The following is a 16531-nucleotide window of genomic DNA, read 5'->3' as shown; positions in this document are numbered from 1 at the left end:
CTCGTAAAAATTTGGGTTACTGCATGAACTCCTGGCGCATGAGGGAGGATTTGGGCACCAGACCGCCATCGATGGGTTCCACCAGCTGGGCGGCCCGGGCAATGGCCTTTACGCTCTCCATTTCGGGCGCGTCGGCGGGCAGGGCGGCGTAATGGGGCGCGGCGATGGGGTACAGCACCGACAGCTCATAGCCCAGAGAGGTGTTGAGGACCACATTGGCCTGGTCCCGATAGGGATTGATGTACAGCCGTTCACCCCGTTCCACGTTGGCCCACAGGCTCAGCGTCTCCAGCGCCGGTGCATTGCGGTGGTACAGGTCCCGCACCGACCGCCGCAGCAACCGGAACTGGTCGTGGTGCAGGAGCATTGTATCCCCGTCATAGAGGTCGCTGGCGGCGGAAATGGCAATGCGGAACGCATGGGGATGGCGCTGGGTAAACAGGGGATTGAGGGCGTGGAGGCCCTCGAAGACCACCATTTCATCGGGCTTCAACTGTAACTGCCACGACTTTTTCGGGTCCCGGTCGTGGACTTTAAAGTCGAAATGGGGGACGGTGATCTCTCGTCCGGCAGCCAGGTCCGTCAGATGCTGCTCCAACAGGGGAATGTCCAGACCCAGGGGCGATTCCAGGTCCGGCTCTCCGTCCTCGGTCTTGGGGTAGTCGGGTTCCAGAGGACTGCGGTAGTAGTCATCCAGACTGACGGCGTGGGTGCCGATGCCGTGGCGTTCCAGCTCCTGCCGAATGCGGGTGGCCGTGGTGGTCTTGCCGGAGCCGGACGGACCGGCCAGCAGGATAATGGGGCTGTTCTTGATGTTTTTGGCGGCGGCCTGTGCCGTTTCGACTACCATGCGGTCATAGCGGCCGTCACAACGGGCGATGAAATCAGCCGGGTCGCTGCGGATGTCGTCATTCAGTGCGTGTAATTGAAAACGCTTCATATACTTCCCTCCGTTTCACTGAGCATCCGGAAGAAGGTACGGTGTGCGTCCAGGGTGTCGTTCAACCGTTCCAGGTACTCCCGGGGATATTTGGGGTTGCTGAGTCGCTCCAGCTTGCCGCCGGGCAGGTTGACCTTGCTGACGCCGCCGCCGCCCAGGGACAGGATGCTGTGGAGTTCCTCCATCATATAAATATTGTAAAGACAGGCCGAACCGGCCTTGCTCCAACCGACATTTTCAAAGCTGCCGGACATGTATTTCTGTCGGTACAGGTAATAGGGTGCGTAGCTCCGGCCCCGCAGAGCCGTTTCCGCCGTCTCCAGCATGGAGGCCACGGCTTCGGCGGGCAGCAGGCCCGTCCGGTCCAGATTCAGATCGGAACTGCGCTTGATGGCCAGGGTGTGGACCGTAATATTGGAGGGGTCCAGGGCCAGACACCGGGAAAGAGAATCGGCAAAGCCTGCGGGACTGTCGCCGGGCAGACCGGCGATGAGGTCCATATTGATGGCTGTGAAGCCCGCCGCCACGGCGTCCTCGTAGGCCCTTACCACATCCGCCGCCGTGTGGCGGCGTCCCATGCGGCGCAGCACCGCATCCTGCATGGTCTGGGGATTGATGCTGATGCGGTCTACGCCGCCCTGACGCAGAACGTCCAGCTTTTCCCGGTCCAACGTGTCGGGCCGCCCGCCCTCCACCGTATATTCTAGGCACTGGGACAGGTCTACATGACTGGAAATCGCAGCAAGCAGCCGGGAAAGCTGTTCTGCGGACAGGGTGGTGGGGGTGCCGCCGCCCAGATAGACTGTGCGCACCGTCCGGCCCGACTGGGCCAACAGCTGTCCCACCGTCTCAATCTCCACCAGCAGGGCTTGGAGAAACGGCTCCAACAGATGGGCCTGCTTCTCGATGGACTGGCTGACAAAGCTGCAATAAAAGCAGCGGGTGGGGCAGAAGGGAATGCCGATATACAGGGAGAGGTCTTTGGGCCGCAGCAGGGATGCCGCTTCCACCGTGGCAAGGCTGGCGTCGATGCACAGTCTGCGCCGTTCCGGCTGGACGTAGTACACGTCCCGCATCAGGGCGTCGCAGTCGGCGGCAGAGCCGCCGTGCATCAGACACCGGGTGGTCAGCTTGGTGGGGCGGACGCCGGCCAGGGCGCCCCAGGGCGGCGGCGCGTCCAACAGCTGCACGGCGGCCTTGTAATAGCTTTGCTGCAACGTCCGGCGGCGGGTGGAGACGGTTTCTTCCGCTTCGGGCAGGGTCTGCTCTCCCGTCACCGTGCGGCCATCCTTGCAGATGACGGCGCGGGCCAGCAGAACACCGTTTTCCCGGCGCAGGGTGGAAACTGCTCCGTCGCCGTCAAAAGGCGTCTCCCTGTATTCCATGGGCTCCCCGGGAAACAGGGCCATTTGCAGCTGCTCCAACGCGTACCGTTCCGTATGGCCGTCGAGATAGAGCCGCATGGGTCAATCCTCCCGGCCTGCAAAGGGCCGCAGGAACGGATTCCAGCGGCGCTCGTCGCCGATGGTGGAAGCGGGGCCGTGGCCGGGATAGACGGCCAGGGACGGGGGCAGCTGGCTGAGCCGCTGCAAAGACCGCTGCATGGCGGTCAGATCGCCGCCGGGGAAATCCGTGCGGCCCATGGAACCCTGGAACAGGGTATCGCCGGTGAACAGCGCTTCCTGGCTGCCGTCCTTGGCCCAAAAACACACGGAACCGGGACAGTGCCCCGGCGTTTCGAGAACTGTAAAGGTGATGGAACCCACAGTGACGGTGGATTCCGATTCCAGGGACAGGTCAATAAACTCGGCAGGCAGGCCGCCGCTGAGTTCCGTGGGCAAGCTCAGGTCATTGCTGCTGAGGTACACCGGCGCGCCGGTCTCCGCCTGGAGGTCCCGGACGCCGCCCACATGGTCGAAGTGGCCGTGGGTCAGCAGGATGGCCGACACGGTGAGGCCACGGAGGGCGTCGTGGAGGGCGGGACCGTTGTCGCCGGGGTCAATGACGGCGCAGCAGGCGCCGTCGGAGACAATATAACAGTTGGCCCCCAGCGGACCCAGGGGCAGGGTAGTGATGGTCATAGAGAAAAACCTCCTTATACCCAGTCGTCGGTGTCCAGAATCAGCGTCACGGGGCCGTCGTTGACGGAGGCCACCTCCATGCGGGCGCCGAACTCGCCGTGCTGGGGCGCATAGCCCAGGGCGCGGCACTCGTCCAGAAACTGCTCATAGAGGGGAATGGCAACGTCCGGCGAAGCGGCGTTGATGAAATTGGGCCGGCGGCCCTTTTTGCAGTCACCGTACAGGGTAAACTGGCTGACGACCAGCACCTGACCGCCCACATCACTGAGCCCTAAATTCATCTTGTACTGATCGTCGGTAAAAATGCGCAGTCCTACACATTTTTCCGCCAGTTTTCTGCACAGGGCCGGGGTGTCGTTGGGGCCGATGCCCAGGAGGATGAGAAATCCTCTGCCAATGGAACCGCGCACCGTGCCGTCGATGGTGACGGAAGCCGAGGAGACGCGGGTCAAAACTGCTCTCATGGTTCGGGTGCTCCTTGTAAAATCAATGTCTGCCGCGGCGGACGTCAGTGACGCCGGACAGGCCGCGGATTTTCTGCTTGATGGCGTTGAGCTCGTCGATATTCTTCACATCGAAGGTGGCCAATGTCAGCGCCCGGTCGTTGGGCAGGTCCCGGGCGGAAATCTCCGTGACCCGGACCTTGGCAGAGGCCAGAATGGTGGCCACGTCCAGGAAGACGCCCTGGCGGGCGGTGGAGTCGATCTCCAGTGTGGTGGAGAAAGGCTCCGATTCGGTGTTGGCCCAGGACACCTGGACCCAGCGGTCCGACTGGGCCGGATCGTTGGCGGCCTTGGCGTTGGGGCAGTCCTTGCGGTGGATGGACACGCCGTAGCCCTTGGTGATAAAGCCGACAATGTCGTCGCCGGGCACCGGTGTGCAGCACCGGGAGAACTTCACCATGCAGGAGCCGATGTCACCGCCGACGATGACGCCGCTTTCGTTGTGCGTGGGGGCCTTGTTGAGATTCAACCCCGTATCCTTGGGGTCCTTGACAGGCTTGGCCGCCTGGACCAGTTCGTCCTTGATGCGGCCCACGCACTTCTGGGCGGTAATGCCGCCGTAGCCGATGGCGGCGTACATATCGTCCAGAGAGTCAAAGCAGACCTTTTTCAGCACCGTGGGAAGAATCTCGGTGTTGTTCAGCACATTGGGGTTGATATTGAAGTGGCGCAGCTCCGACTCGAAGCTGGCCTTGCCGTGGACGATGTTCTCCTCCCGGCACTCCTTCTTGAACCACTGGCGGATTTTGTTGCGGGCCTGATTGGATTTGCAGATTTTCAGCCAGTCGCGGCTGGGGCCCTTGGCGGTTTTGGAGGTGATGATCTCCACAATGTCGCCGTTTTTCAGGGGTTCGTCGATTTTGGCGATACGGCCCGCGATCTTTGCCCCGACCATGGAGTTGCCCACCGCGGAGTGAATGGCGTAGGCAAAGTCAATGGGCGTAGAGCCCTGGGGCAGGGAAATGACCTTGCCCTTGGGGGTGAAGACGAACACCTCGTCATCGAACATATCCACTTTCAAAGAGTGGACGTACTCCTCGGCATCGGTGTCCTGCTGACTCTCCAGCAGGCGGCGAATCCACTCAAAGTCCTTCTCGTCGCCGGTCTTGTTGACGCCCTGCTTGTACTTCCAGTGGGCGGCCACGCCGTATTCCGCCGTCTGGTGCATTTCCCAGGTGCGAATTTGCACCTCAAAGGGGATGCCGTCGGAGCCGATGACCGTGGTATGCAGGGACTGGTACATGTTGGGCTTGGGGGTGGAGATATAGTCCTTGAACCGGCCCGGCACCAGATTGAACAGGTCGTGAATGTGACCTAAGACGTTGTAGCAGTCGGGGATGGTGTCCACAATGATGCGGAACGCGTAGAGGTCGTACAGCTCGTCAATGGTCTTGTGCTGGGACTTCATCTTGCGGAAGATGGAGTAGACGTGCTTGATGCGGCCGTAGATTTTGCCGTGGATGCCCACGCTGGAAAGGCGCGTGGTGATCTTGGACTGGACGCCCCGCATAAATTGATTGGCCTGTTCCTCGTGGGCGTCCAGATAGGCCATGATTTCGTTGTAGGCCTCCGGCTCCAGATACTTGAGGGACTCGTCCTCCAGTTCCCACTTGATCTTCTGCATACCAAGCCGGTGGGCCAGGGGGGCATAGATCTCCATGGTTTCCAGGGACTTGCTGATCTTCTTGGCCGGCGTCTGATATTGCAGGGTCCGGGTGTTGTGGAGCCGGTCGGCAATTTTGATGAGGATGACGCGGATGTCCTTGCTCATGGCCATGAACATCTTGCGCAGATTCTCCATCTGCTGTTCCTCGGTGGTGGAATACTGCACCCGGGTCAGCTTGGTGACACCCTCCACCAGCTCGGCCACTGTGCGGCCAAACCGTTTGGCGATGTCGTCAAAGGAGGAGTCGGTGTCCTCGATGCAGTCGTGGAGCAGCGCGCCCACCACCGCATCGGTGTCCAGACCGATCTCCGCAATGATCTCGGCCACAGCCAGGGGGTGAATGACGTAAGGAGAGCCGTCCTTGCGCTTCTGGTTGGCGTGCTTCTCCTCGGCGTATTGATACGCCGCGTCCACTTTTTCAATATCCACGTACGGCGCGTAGCGCCGGATGGCTACCATCATAGCCGAATAATGTTCCTGTACGGATTCCATACTTAGTCACCTGCCTTCTTCTCTTTCAAGCGCCGCAGAATGCGGCTTTCCTCCAGATTCACCTTGCGGCCCTGGGCCGTCAGGGTGATGGAGAGGCGCTGGGCCTGATGCTCCAGCGCGATCAATCCCTGCTCGGCGAACACGTCGAGGCAGAGCTTCATCCGAATCATACTGGCCGGGACGCCGGCATAACGGGACAGCTTTTCCCGCAGCGCGGCGCATTCGTCGCAGATTTCGCCGGTCTGTGCCGACAGATACCGCCACAGGGCCACAAAGTCCGGCCGCTGGGGCAAAAACCAATCGGCCTCCGGCGGCGAGACAAAGCCCGCCAGGCACCGCTCATAGAGCGCCTGCTCATAGCTTTGCTGCGTGTCCGCCGTCATGGGACGGATGTCCACCACGTTGAGCTGTACAGATCGGACGCCCCGATACTCATTGATCTGCGGGGTAAAGGCCACCTCCACCACGTCCCCCACATGGATGCCGCAGCGGGCCTGGGTGGCCGAAAAATAGATGGCGCTGAGACAGATACTGCCCTTGCGCAGCCGCAGCCGCAGATGGCGGCCGCCGCCCACTTCGCCGCACTGGTCCACCGTCAGACCGCCCATGGCAAGCACCGGTTTTGGACAACCGGCCCCGCAGGGCTCCAGCTGGTCCAGAGCCGCCACCGTTTGCAGCGTCAGCAGGGAGGGTTCCACCATGCAGTCGATTTCCAGGGCGCAGCGGTAGTCGGCCGAGTCCCGGAAGGCGGCGGCCCGCTGTTCCATGGCTTGTCGGAAACCGTCAATGGCGTCCCGGTGAATGGTGAATCCCGCGGCCAACTCATGGCCGCCGTAGCTCTCCAGATGGTCGCCCAAGGCTTCCAGGGCCGCAAAGAGGTTAAAGCCGCCGTAGGAGCGGGAGGACGCCTTGCCGTGTTCCCCATCGAGACAGATGAGGAAGGTGGGGCAGCGATACTCCTCGGCCAGACGGGAGGCCACAATGCCCACCACGCCCTGATGCCACCGTTCGTCGGCCAGCACGATGGCCGCAGGTTGGGGCCGGCCCCGCAGCATAGCGACCGCCTGCTCGTAGATCTCCGATTCCACAGCCTGCCGCTGCCGGTTCAGCTCGCACAGCTCCCGTGCCAGATACTGGGCCCGCTGGGGATCGTCGGTGAGAAACAGCTCCACGGCCAGCTCCACCTGGCCCAGCCGTCCGGCGGCATTGATGCGGGGGGCCAGGGTATAACCAATGGTGGAGGCGGTGGGCGGCGACCCGGCGCAGCTGCACTGGTCCATCAAGGCCGCCAGACCCAACCGGGGGCGCGTGTGCAGCAGTTCCAGGCCCCGGCTGACAAAGACGCGGTTTTCCCCCGTCAGGGGCATGACGTCGGCCACGGTGCCGAGGCACACCAGATCGGCGTACCGCTCCAGGACCGCTTCCTGGTCCCCGGCGATGGCGGCGGCCAGCTTGAAGGCCACGCCCACACCGGCCAGCTCACAGTGGGGGTAGTGTTCATCGCAGCGGTGGGGGTCCACCACGGCCATGGCGTCGGGGAGGGCGTCCTTGCACTCGTGGTGATCGGTAATGATGAGGTCCAGTCCCAGTTCCCGGCAGTAGGCCGCCTCCCGATGGGCAGTGATGCCGCAGTCCACAGTAATGAGCAGTGTCACCCCCTGCTGGTGAAGCGCGTCGATGGCCGCAGTATTAAGGCCGTAGCCCTCCTCCATGCGGCCGGGGATATAGAACAGACAATCGCCGCCCTGCTCCCGCAGGAACTGGGTCAAAAGACAGGTGGACGTGATGCCGTCCACATCGTAATCGCCGAAAACGGCAATTCGTTCGCCGCTTTCCAGGGCCTGCCGCACCCGGCGGGCGGCGGCAGACAAATCGGTCATGGCCTCCGGGGGCGGCAATGGGCCGTCCACCGCAAGGAGGTCGGCGGCCTCCCGGGGCGTGGAACAGCCCCGGCTGCACAGAACCGCCGCCGTCAGGGGAGAGAAACCGGCTTCCCAGAGGTCATGGGCCGCTGTGGCGTCATAACCCGCCACATTCCAGCTTCCATACTTCAAAACAAATACACATCCAAATACAGTTTCTAAGTATTATACCAAAGATTTACCGCTGACTCAATGAAAAAAGCGTAAACAATGGGGATTTCCTGTGAAATGTCCCTTGGGAAACGACAAAACCGGCGGCGGACCCGAAAAGAGTCCGCCGCCGGTGGAGGGGTTGCGGTCATGCACTGTACTGCCAAGCATTGTAGATGCAGATCAGAATGATCAGCACCATCATGGAAAGGAACAGTTTTTCGACCGTGGGATTGTCGATGCGCTTGTTGATCTTGCGACCGAAGACGCCGCCCAGGACGCCGCCCAGCATCATCAGCAGCAAGGCGGACCAGGAGAAAGGGGGAATGCCGTCGGCCACGGTGGTCAGCAGGTTGGCGCCCTGACAGAAGAGAATCATATAGATACTGTTGGCAACAGCGGTTTTGGTGTCCATGCTGAAGAAGTAATAGAGCACCACCAGATTGAAAGGACCGCCGCCAATGCCCAGAAAACTGGAGAAAAATCCCAGAATCAGGCCCAGGAAAAAACAGAGCAGTGTACCGTGGAATTGATGGGTGCGGATGCCGTCTTTTTTTACTGTGTAGAGCAGGCAGCCTACGGTCAGAATGCCCAGGATTACGGCCTGGATGGCGCCGATGCGGTTGGGATTGGCAAAGAGACCGGCCAAAGCGCTGTAAGCGGCTTTCCCGGCCACACCGCCGATGGCGGAGCCCAGGGCCAGGGGCGTGCCGATGCGCAGGTCAATGACCGAGTCTCCGGCGGTCAGAGATTTGCCCACGGAATAGACGGTCATCGCTAAAACAGTGCAGGTGGACAGAAAGCCGATGGTACTGACGCTGGCCCAGCCAAAGGCATCCAGGGCCGGCTTGATGACGACGCCTCCGCCGACGCCGCACAAACCGCCCGCCAGAGAGGCCGCGAGGCTGACGAGCATAAACAACAAAGATTGACCAATCGACATAGTTTCCACTCCAATTTCGTGTTTTCTGCCATTATTGTACGAGAAACAGAGGAAAAACAAAAGTACGAATCCCCATAGGTCAATGATAGGTCAATGGTTATTCAAAGCTGCTGCCAGACAAAATGGGGCGCACTGCCTCGGCAGCGCGCCCCATAGGAAAGTGCTTTTAAAATGCCCAGGTGCCGTTTCGGAAGATGGGTACCGTGCGGCCGTCAAAGGTTTCGGCGTCGATGTTCAGGTCCCGGGTGCCGATCATGAAGTCCTCGTGGACAATGGAATCGTTGACGCCCAACGCCTGGCACTCGGCCAGGGAACGGTTTTCAAAGTCGTCCACCGTATCGCAGAAGCCCTTGCCCAAGGCCAGATGGCACACGGCGTTTTCATCAAACAGGGTGTTATAGAACAGGATGCCCGTCTGATTGATGGGAGACTCAAAGGGAACCAAGGCGCACTCGCCCAGATAGGCTGCGCCCTCGTCCATGGACACCAGCTCTTTCAGCAGCGCCTCGTTCTTCTCCGCCTTGGCTTCCACCACGCGGCCCTTTTCAAACCGCAGGGAGAAGTTCTCAATCAGCTGACCCTGGTAGCACAGGGGCAGGGCGCTGTACACGATGCCTTCGGCCTCGCCCCGTTTGGGAGAAATATAAACCTCCTCGGAGGGAATGTTGGGGTCAAAGGTGATGCCGGACAGGGTCTTGTCGGCGCCGCCGTGGAACCGGCCTTCTTTCATCATGCCCACGGTCAAATCGGTGCCGTTGGAGGCGGTATAGTGGAGGGAGCGGATGCCCAGATCGTTGAGATACTTGCAGCGGGCCTTTAGGTCTTCATTGTGCGCGCGCCAGTTGGCGGGGCCGTCGCCCTTGGCCCGGGACGCCTCCAGAATGGCTTCCCACAGCTTTTCCATGGCTTCCTCCACCGGCAGCTCAGGGAACAGCTTGGCGGCCCAGGTTTTGCCGGGCACGGCGGCAATACACCACTGGATGCGGTTCTCTATCTGATCCCGGTAGGGTTTCGCAATGCGCTGGCGGTTCTGGGCGGCGGCGGAGATTTTGGCCGGGTCGGCGTCCTTCATGCCGTCGGGGTCCTCGCTCTCCAGATAAATACGGCAGGGAAGCGTGTCCACCATGTCCTGAAGGCGGGCCTTTTCCCACTCCCGCATCTCGCCCAGGGCCTCCGGGGAGCGGTACAGGGCGTGGAGCAGGGCAACGGGCTGGTGCTGCCAGTCCACCCGAACGGTCCGGGCGCCGGCTTCATAGCAGGCCTTGACCAGCTCCGTGACAAACGCCGGCTGATCCAGCTCGGCTTCAATCACCACTTCCTGGCCGGGCTGGACGTTGACGCCCACGGTGGCGATGAGCTTGGCATATTCCTGTAAAATCGTCTGATTCACGATGATCGCGTCCTTTCTTTTGTAACGGTGCCCATAGCATACCACAGAATCCGGGGCAAAATCAAACCGTAGATGGTATAAGGTGAGAAATTCACGATTTGTTCATTGCATTGCCCCGGGGGCTGTGCTAAACTGTTTCACTGTAATTCCATACGGTTCCAACGAAAAGGAAGTGCAGATTTGAAGACATTTTCCGACAAATTGAAAACTTTACCTCATAAACGAGTGATTGCGGCGACCCTGGCAACTGTGGTGGTTCTGGGCGCGGCTCTGGCCCTGTGGCCGGGCCGGCACGAAGCGGGCGAAGGGGCCACGGCCGGCGCCATGGACCAGGCAGTGGTGGTCTGCGGCGACTGGTCCATGGACAACACCACCCTCAACTATTATTACTGGAGCGAATATTTTTATCTGGTGGGCAGCGCCGGAGAGAACCTCCCCGAGAGCCTGGACCCGACCCAACCTCTGGATGAGCAACAATACGACGAGGACCGTACCTGGCAGGACTATCTGCTGGACCAGACCATGATCACCATCCGGGATACCATGTCCATGGTGTTTGCGGCGGAGGAGGCCGGATTTACCATGGGCGACACCTACGCGGCCTCCATGGAGACGGTCGTGGACGGCTTGGCGGCCGATGCCGAATCCCGGGGCTATGACGGCGTGACGGCTTATTTGCAGGCGTCCTATGGTCCCGGCGCTACAGAGGAATCCTTCCGGGCCTATCTGACCGACACCTATCTGGCGGCAGCCTATACCGACGAGCTGTACAACCGTCCCCAGTTCACTGAGGAGGAGATCGCTGCGTACTGTACGCTTCATCAGGCAGATTACGCACGGCTCAACGAGAACGGCGGCGAGACCCGGCTGCAAAACGCCTACGTTCTGCTCTGTAAGCCCGCCGGGAACACCGAAGAGGCCTGGGACGAAGCCGAGACCGCGGCCCGCACGCTCTACGCCACCTGGCAGGCCGAATCGGGCGCGGAGGCGGATTTTGCCACCCTGGCCGACAGCCATTCTGCCACGCCGGGACTGCGGCAGGACGTGTCGCCGTCGGATTGCAGCGGGGAACTGGCCGACTGGCTGTTTGATCCGGAGCGGAGCCCGGGCGACACGGCGGTGCTGCGGTCCGACGAGGGGTGGAATGTGGTCTATGCGCTGGAACCGTCGGAGCGCACCGTCTGGCAGAAGCAGGCCCAACAGGACCTGCGGAAGGAGACGTATGAAACCGAAGCCCGTACCATTCGAGAGCAGTACGAATTTCTCATCGACCGGGACGCCGTCACTTTGGTGACGCCCCAGGCCCTGACGCCGTCCGACGGATAACGATTGCAACCACGTGCCAAACGTGATAAAATAGCGGAAAGATATGCAAATACTCCCATTCTGCGGCGGTTTGCCCGGAACGGGATACGATGGACAAAGGAGAAAAATGCCATGAATTGTACCAAATGCGGCGCGCAGCTGGAACCGGAAATGGAGCGCTGCCCCCTGTGCGGCGCGCCTGTGGAGGGCGCGGCTGGGGATGCGTCGGAGCACACCGCCGTGGAGGCATCTGTGGAAGAAACCGCCGTCGGAACGCCTGCGGAGGAGCAGACAACCGAGCCCGCCGCGCAGGCTGTGGAGGAACCCGCGGAAGAGACGCCGGAAGAGCCGGTGAAGGAAGCGGTCGAAGAGACCTCCGCCCAGCCGGCGGAACCGGCAGACGAAGCACCGGTCGCCCAGCCGGTGGAGGGGCTTACCGGGGAGTCCTTTGAGAAGACCACGGAAGCAACCGCCGAGGAACCCCCCGCCAAGAAGCAGACGGGCCGGGTGGCTCTTTTTGCCGCCGTGGTAGTGCTGGCCGTGGCGGTGCTGGTGTTTGCGGTCACCTCTCTGGGCAAGAAGGACGGCGGCGCGGAGAATCCCGCCGATGCCTCCACGCAGACCACCAGCGAAAACGCCGCCCTCAACACCACCGACGAGACGGACCCCACGGCCATGAACAACGTGGACGAGGCGGGCAATTTCATTGAGCACAGCTACACCGTGGCAAACGACGCCTTTACCGCTGAGGACGCCGCCGCCGTGGTGGCCACCTGCGGCGACGCCGAACTAACCAACAGCCGGTTGTCCTACTATTACTGGCAGCAGTACTATAACTTTATGAGCCTGTATGGCTCCTACGCCGCCATGATGGGTCTGGACACCACGCAGCCTTTGTCGGAGCAGATGTACGATGATACCCACACCTGGGAGGACTTTCTCCTCCAGTCCGCTGTCCGCACCTTCTGGCAGACGGAGGCCATCAACGCCGCTGCCAAGGAAGCCGGCTATGTCCTGGACAGCGAGACGGAGGACTATCTGGCAAGTCTCACCGATGCCATGACCCAGGAGGCTGAGGCCAACGAATACGCGTCGGTGGATGAATATATCCAGGCGGCCTACGGCCCCCATTCCACCATGGAAAGCTATACGAGCTTTGCCCGGGAAATGATGACGGCCAGCGGTTACCTGAACACCGTCTACGGCTCCATTGAGCTGACCGACGAGGAGATCAGCGCCTATTTTGACGAGAATGCCGCCAAATATGCGGCGAGTAATATTGCCAAGGATGATCCCAATATGGTCAACGTCCGCCATATCCTCATCACGCCCCAGGCCGATGAGAATGCCGAGACGGACGAAAACGGCCAGCCGGTGCTGACGGAACAGAACTGGACCAACGCCCAGATGAAAGCCGACGAGATCTACAAGATGTGGCAGGATGGCGACGCCACGGAAGATACCTTTGCCGCCCTGGCCACCGAGTATACTGAAGACCCCGGCTCCATGTCCACCGGCGGCCTCTATGAAGAGGTCTATCCCGGTCAGATGGTGCAGGAATTCAACGACTGGTGCTTTGACGAAGCCCGCCAGGTGGGCGATACGGCGGTGGTCAAGACCTCTTACGGCTATCATATCATGTACTTCTCCGGCGTCTGCGATCACCCCTATTGGTATAAGGTGGCCCAGAAGGACTGCCTGGCCGCCCGCCAGCAGCAGGCCCTGGCCGACATCGTCAACGCCACCACTGTGGAAGTGGACTACAGCAAGGCCAAACTGACAGAGAATGGACTCCTTTGAGTCTAACCATGCAACCCAGCAAAAAGGAGCCCCGCCGGGGCTCCTTTTTGATACTATGATCTCATAAAATTTTTTATGAGATAGACGCCGCCTTGTGGCATTGCCCTTTTGCGGGAAAAACCGTAAAAGTCGTCCCATGGCGTTTTATCAAGAACGAATCTGAATCATTTCGAACAGGAGGGAATTGGATGCAGAAGCAAATGCTCTTTTTTGTCAACCCAAACGCCGGTCACGCAGAAATTCGCACCCATCTGATGGATGTGGTGGCTATTTTCACCCGAGGCGGCTATGATGTGACGGTCCATCCCACGTCCCGGCCCGGAGAGATCCCCCAGGTTATTGCCGCAGAGGGACACCGATATGACAGGATTGTGTCCGCCGGCGGAGACGGTACGCTCAACGAGTCGGTGACGGGCCTGATGCAGCTGAGCCAGCCGCCGGTGCTGGGCTATCTGCCCGGCGGTACCGTCAACGATGTGGCGTCCACCCTCCAACTGCCGAAAAACTGTCTGGAAGCGGCTCAAATCGTTGTGTCGGGGCGGCCGGTGTCCATTGATGTGGGCAGCATCAACGACCGGTGGTTTGCCTATGTGGCGGCTTTCGGCGCGTTTACCGATGTGTCCTACCGGACGGCCCAGAACGACAAGCGCATTCTGGGCCGAATGGCTTATCTGCTGCGGGGCGTCCAGGCCATTACGGAAATCCGGCCCATCCCCGTCACTGTGGAGGTCAACGGACAGACCATCCGGGATGAGGTCATCCTGGGCCTGGTGGGCAGCACCACCAGCGTCGGCGGCTTCAAGGCCCGTCGGGAGCTGGAAATCTCCCTGACGGATGGCCTTTCGGAGATTATTCTGGTGCGCCGCATCAAAAATCTGGTGGACCTGAACGCCGTGGCTGCCGCCATTCTGCGCCAGGACTTTACGGGGGAGTATTTCCACTCCTTCAAGGCGTCCGAGGCCGTGATCTCCTTTGAGGACCCGGTGGCCTGGACCCTGGACGGCGAATTCGGCGGCAATATCCGTCGGGCGGAAATCCATAACCACCGACAGGCATTGCAGATCATGGTGCCCAACGACAGCTTCATACCGTGACCCACCGGGACCCGCTGCCAGAGAACCGCAGCGGGTCCCGGCGTTTGCCTTGACAGCTTTACACACCTGTGGTAGTATGACTATAAAACTACTGATATAATTACAATAGATAATTTTACAATAGAGGAGGAACAGTATGGACAAGCAGATGTATTTAAAACACTTTTCCAGGGCGGCCCGTTGGCAGTTGGGTGGGCCGGAGGCGGTGGAGGTGGTGGCCGATTATGCGGAATTGCTGGACCAGCGGCCGCCGGACCGGGACGATACCCTGGTAGAGGACCTGGGAAGGCCCGGTGCAGCGGCCCGACTACTGACGGAACCAAAGTCCTACCGCCGCTGGCTGTGGGTGTTTGCGATTCTGGCGGATTGCCTGCTGCTGTCCGAAGTTCTGGTGTTGGGAGCACAACACATGTACAATCGGTACCTGCTGGTGGGTTATGGACCCTTTGTGGTGGGACTGGTGCTGGCACTGGTCTGGTTTCGGCCGCAGTTTCATGGCCAAAAAATGCCCCTGCCGCGGGGCGTACTGTGGGCTTTGGCCGGGCTTGCGGTGTGCTGCATAACAGCGGGCGCAATGCTTGCCGGTCTGTTCACCGGAGCATGGGACGGGCCGCTGGATTCCTACGGCCCGACTGCGCGGTGGATTCTATGTGTGTCCAGCACCGTGGCGACAGCGGCAGGGCTGTTCGGTGCGGTACGGGCCAGAATGAACGACCGGCGATGGAGTGCCCTCTATGTGTTAGGGCTTTCAATGGTGGTGCTCTGTCTGCAAATTCTTGCTGCCCTTTACAGCTTGGATGGGCTATCTCTGGATGCGCAGGGTTGGCTGACGCATTACTTCGTCCGCTGGGCCGTGGTGGGTGGCATCGGTCTGGTGGGGACCGGGGTGGCACTGTGCTGAAAAAAGACTTGATCGAGCTGTGCTTGTTACAGCTGCTGAAGGCAGAGGACCAATACGGCTATGTGATTTTGAGCCAAATCCATCGCAGTTTTCCGGGGACTCAGGAAAGCGCCGTTTACGCCCTGCTGCGGGGACTGTGCAAGGCCGGGTGTACAGAGCAGTACGAGGGTCGGAACTCCGACGGCCCCACGCGGAAATACTACCGGATTACGGTGGCGGGCCGGGAGCGGCACGGGCAGCTGCTGGAAGAATGGCGCTGCCTCCGGGACGGCCTGACGGCTCTGGGCATCGAATAAAAAATAGCGTGCAAGCCTGATTAACGGCGGAATTTCCTTAATTTTTCCATACTTTTGCCGATATTGTAAATATAGGAAAAAACTGTTGATAAGGAGGGTCCTATTATGAGCATTTCTACGATCAGTGGGGTAGGGATTCCCCAGAATCAGTACCAGCCGGCGCAACAGAACCGGGCGGCCCAAGACAGTACGCCCACTCGCAAACAGGATACGTTTACCCGCAGTACGCCCACCGATACTACGGAGGAAGTGACATACCAGCGCCCCACCAAACTGTCGGCAGAGCAGGTGGACACTCTCAAGCAGCAGGTCCAGGAGAGCATGCTCGCTTTGGTGGAGGATATGCTGGGCACGCAGGCCCAAATTGCCAAACTGCCCGACGGCTCCGTTGATTTTGACGCACTGGCACAGCAGTTGGGGATTGGCACCACGCCGGAAGCCGCAGCCGAGGCAATCGGTGAAAACGGTATGTGGGGTGTTGACGCGGTCTCTACCCGCTTGATTGATATGGCCATGTCGCTGACCAATGGCGACCCCGAGATGGTGGGCGAGATGCGGGAAGCAATCCGCAAAGGCTTTGAAGCCGTGGGCGACCTGGAAAGTCTTCCCCAGATCTGTCAGGACACCTACCAGGAAACCATGAAACGTCTGGATTATTGGGAGACCCATGGCTCCATGGAAGGCTACGGAGAGGCAGCAGAGGAACCCGCAGAGGAAACGATGCCGGAATCTGAGTAAGATACGGTGTGGCTGCGTGGGTAGTGTACGCCGATCAACTGCACTATCGTTGGTTGACAGCAGCTGCAAATATGAAAAAACCCGAAACCCTTGTGATCAAAAGGGTTTCGGGTATAACATGACCCCGCCCGGTTGACAGTTGTTTCGGCCGGGCGGGGCCTTTCCATTGGTGCGCCTGAAGGGACTCGAACCCACACGCATCACTGCACGAGAACCTAAAGGTGATGTCACCTCAGTGGAGTGTCTAGAAATGGATGTCATCGGTTACTTTTTTATAAATACATATACGATTTCTGTATGTACTTTCCGG

The 16531-nt window shown here is 60.2% G+C and carries 14 protein-coding genes; 6 read left to right on the top strand and 8 right to left on the bottom strand.

Annotated elements, in window-relative coordinates:
- Positions 1-16 precede the first annotated feature (16 nt).
- The 8 genes from ACTQ33_RS10325 to ACTQ33_RS10290 all read right to left on the bottom strand — a co-directional run bounded on the left by ACTQ33_RS10325 (position 17) and on the right by ACTQ33_RS10290 (position 10087).
- Positions 17-940, bottom strand: coding sequence for a uridine kinase family protein (locus ACTQ33_RS10325; protein ID WP_441464500.1), 924 nt, complete (start codon positions 938-940; stop codon positions 17-19).
- Entirely contained in the window at positions 937-2403 is a 1467-nt protein-coding gene (gene hemZ, locus ACTQ33_RS10320) for a coproporphyrinogen dehydrogenase HemZ (protein ID WP_441464498.1), read from the bottom strand. Before hemZ ends, ACTQ33_RS10325 begins: the two co-directional genes overlap by 4 nt.
- A 3-nt stretch (positions 2404-2406) precedes the next feature.
- The gene (locus ACTQ33_RS10315; protein WP_441464496.1) at positions 2407-3021 is read right to left on the bottom strand and encodes an MBL fold metallo-hydrolase; all 615 of its coding nucleotides are present in this window, start codon (positions 3019-3021) and stop codon (positions 2407-2409) included.
- Between the two features lie 14 nt (positions 3022-3035).
- The gene (dtd, locus tag ACTQ33_RS10310) at positions 3036-3485 is read right to left on the bottom strand and encodes a D-aminoacyl-tRNA deacylase (protein ID WP_441464494.1); all 450 of its coding nucleotides are present in this window, start codon (positions 3483-3485) and stop codon (positions 3036-3038) included.
- Positions 3486-3507: 22 nt separating this feature from the next.
- Positions 3508-5682 carry a RelA/SpoT family protein gene (locus ACTQ33_RS10305; RefSeq protein ID WP_441464492.1) on the bottom strand — a complete coding sequence of 725 codons (2175 nt, stop codon included), beginning with the start codon at positions 5680-5682 and terminating at the stop codon, positions 3508-3510.
- Positions 5683-5684: 2 nt separating this feature from the next.
- Complete coding sequence (gene recJ, locus ACTQ33_RS10300) at positions 5685-7715, bottom strand: single-stranded-DNA-specific exonuclease RecJ (RefSeq protein WP_441464490.1); 2031 nt, start codon at positions 7713-7715, stop codon at positions 5685-5687.
- 187 nt (positions 7716-7902) lie between these two features.
- Positions 7903-8697, bottom strand: a complete 795-nt coding sequence (locus ACTQ33_RS10295) for a sulfite exporter TauE/SafE family protein (protein ID WP_441464488.1) — start codon at positions 8695-8697, stop codon at positions 7903-7905.
- Between the two features lie 166 nt (positions 8698-8863).
- On the bottom strand, positions 8864-10087 hold the full coding sequence (locus ACTQ33_RS10290) for an aminopeptidase (protein WP_441464486.1): 1224 nt from the start codon (positions 10085-10087) through the stop codon (positions 8864-8866).
- Positions 10088-10267: 180 nt separating this feature from the next.
- Here ACTQ33_RS10290 and ACTQ33_RS10285 point away from each other — a divergent pair, with 180 nt between their 5' ends.
- The 6 genes from ACTQ33_RS10285 (at position 10268) to ACTQ33_RS10260 (ending at position 16221) form a co-directional block, all read left to right on the top strand.
- Positions 10268-11413 carry a peptidylprolyl isomerase gene (locus tag ACTQ33_RS10285; protein ID WP_441464484.1) on the top strand — a complete coding sequence of 382 codons (1146 nt, stop codon included), beginning with the start codon at positions 10268-10270 and terminating at the stop codon, positions 11411-11413.
- A 111-nt stretch (positions 11414-11524) separates the two neighbouring features.
- Positions 11525-13192, top strand: a complete 1668-nt coding sequence (locus ACTQ33_RS10280) for a peptidylprolyl isomerase (protein ID WP_441464482.1) — start codon at positions 11525-11527, stop codon at positions 13190-13192.
- A 188-nt stretch (positions 13193-13380) separates the two neighbouring features.
- Positions 13381-14286 (top strand): diacylglycerol/lipid kinase family protein, encoded by a 906-nt coding sequence (locus ACTQ33_RS10275; RefSeq protein ID WP_441464480.1) that lies wholly within the window; start codon positions 13381-13383, stop codon positions 14284-14286.
- 136 nt (positions 14287-14422) lie between these two features.
- Complete coding sequence (locus tag ACTQ33_RS10270) at positions 14423-15187, top strand: hypothetical protein (protein ID WP_441464478.1); 765 nt, start codon at positions 14423-14425, stop codon at positions 15185-15187.
- Positions 15181-15483, top strand: a complete 303-nt coding sequence (locus ACTQ33_RS10265; RefSeq protein WP_441464476.1) for a PadR family transcriptional regulator — start codon at positions 15181-15183, stop codon at positions 15481-15483. Before ACTQ33_RS10270 ends, ACTQ33_RS10265 begins: the two co-directional genes overlap by 7 nt.
- A gap of 105 nt (positions 15484-15588) precedes the next feature.
- Positions 15589-16221 (top strand): hypothetical protein, encoded by a 633-nt coding sequence (locus tag ACTQ33_RS10260; protein WP_441464474.1) that lies wholly within the window; start codon positions 15589-15591, stop codon positions 16219-16221.
- Positions 16222-16531 lie beyond the last annotated feature (310 nt).

Source organism: Candidatus Avoscillospira sp. LCP25S3_F1, assembly GCF_052117125.1.
Taxonomy (GTDB): domain Bacteria; phylum Bacillota; class Clostridia; order Oscillospirales; family Oscillospiraceae; genus Avoscillospira_A.
Note: the sequence above shows the minus strand (reverse complement) of the source record. Positions and strands in the feature narration are given on the sequence as shown.

Coding starts and splice junctions, on each gene's coding strand:
- ACTQ33_RS10325 (WP_441464500.1), bottom strand. CDS start 940: ATGAAGCGTTTTCAATTACACGCACTGAATGACGACATCCGCAGCGAC.
- hemZ (WP_441464498.1), bottom strand. CDS start 2,403: ATGCGGCTCTATCTCGACGGCCATACGGAACGGTACGCGTTGGAGCAG.
- ACTQ33_RS10315 (WP_441464496.1), bottom strand. CDS start 3,021: ATGACCATCACTACCCTGCCCCTGGGTCCGCTGGGGGCCAACTGTTAT.
- dtd (WP_441464494.1), bottom strand. CDS start 3,485: ATGAGAGCAGTTTTGACCCGCGTCTCCTCGGCTTCCGTCACCATCGAC.
- ACTQ33_RS10305 (WP_441464492.1), bottom strand. CDS start 5,682: ATGGAATCCGTACAGGAACATTATTCGGCTATGATGGTAGCCATCCGG.
- ACTQ33_RS10295 (WP_441464488.1), bottom strand. CDS start 8,697: ATGTCGATTGGTCAATCTTTGTTGTTTATGCTCGTCAGCCTCGCGGCC.
- ACTQ33_RS10280 (WP_441464482.1), top strand. CDS start 11,525: ATGAATTGTACCAAATGCGGCGCGCAGCTGGAACCGGAAATGGAGCGC.
- ACTQ33_RS10275 (WP_441464480.1), top strand. CDS start 13,381: ATGCAGAAGCAAATGCTCTTTTTTGTCAACCCAAACGCCGGTCACGCA.
- ACTQ33_RS10270 (WP_441464478.1), top strand. CDS start 14,423: ATGGACAAGCAGATGTATTTAAAACACTTTTCCAGGGCGGCCCGTTGG.
- ACTQ33_RS10260 (WP_441464474.1), top strand. CDS start 15,589: ATGAGCATTTCTACGATCAGTGGGGTAGGGATTCCCCAGAATCAGTAC.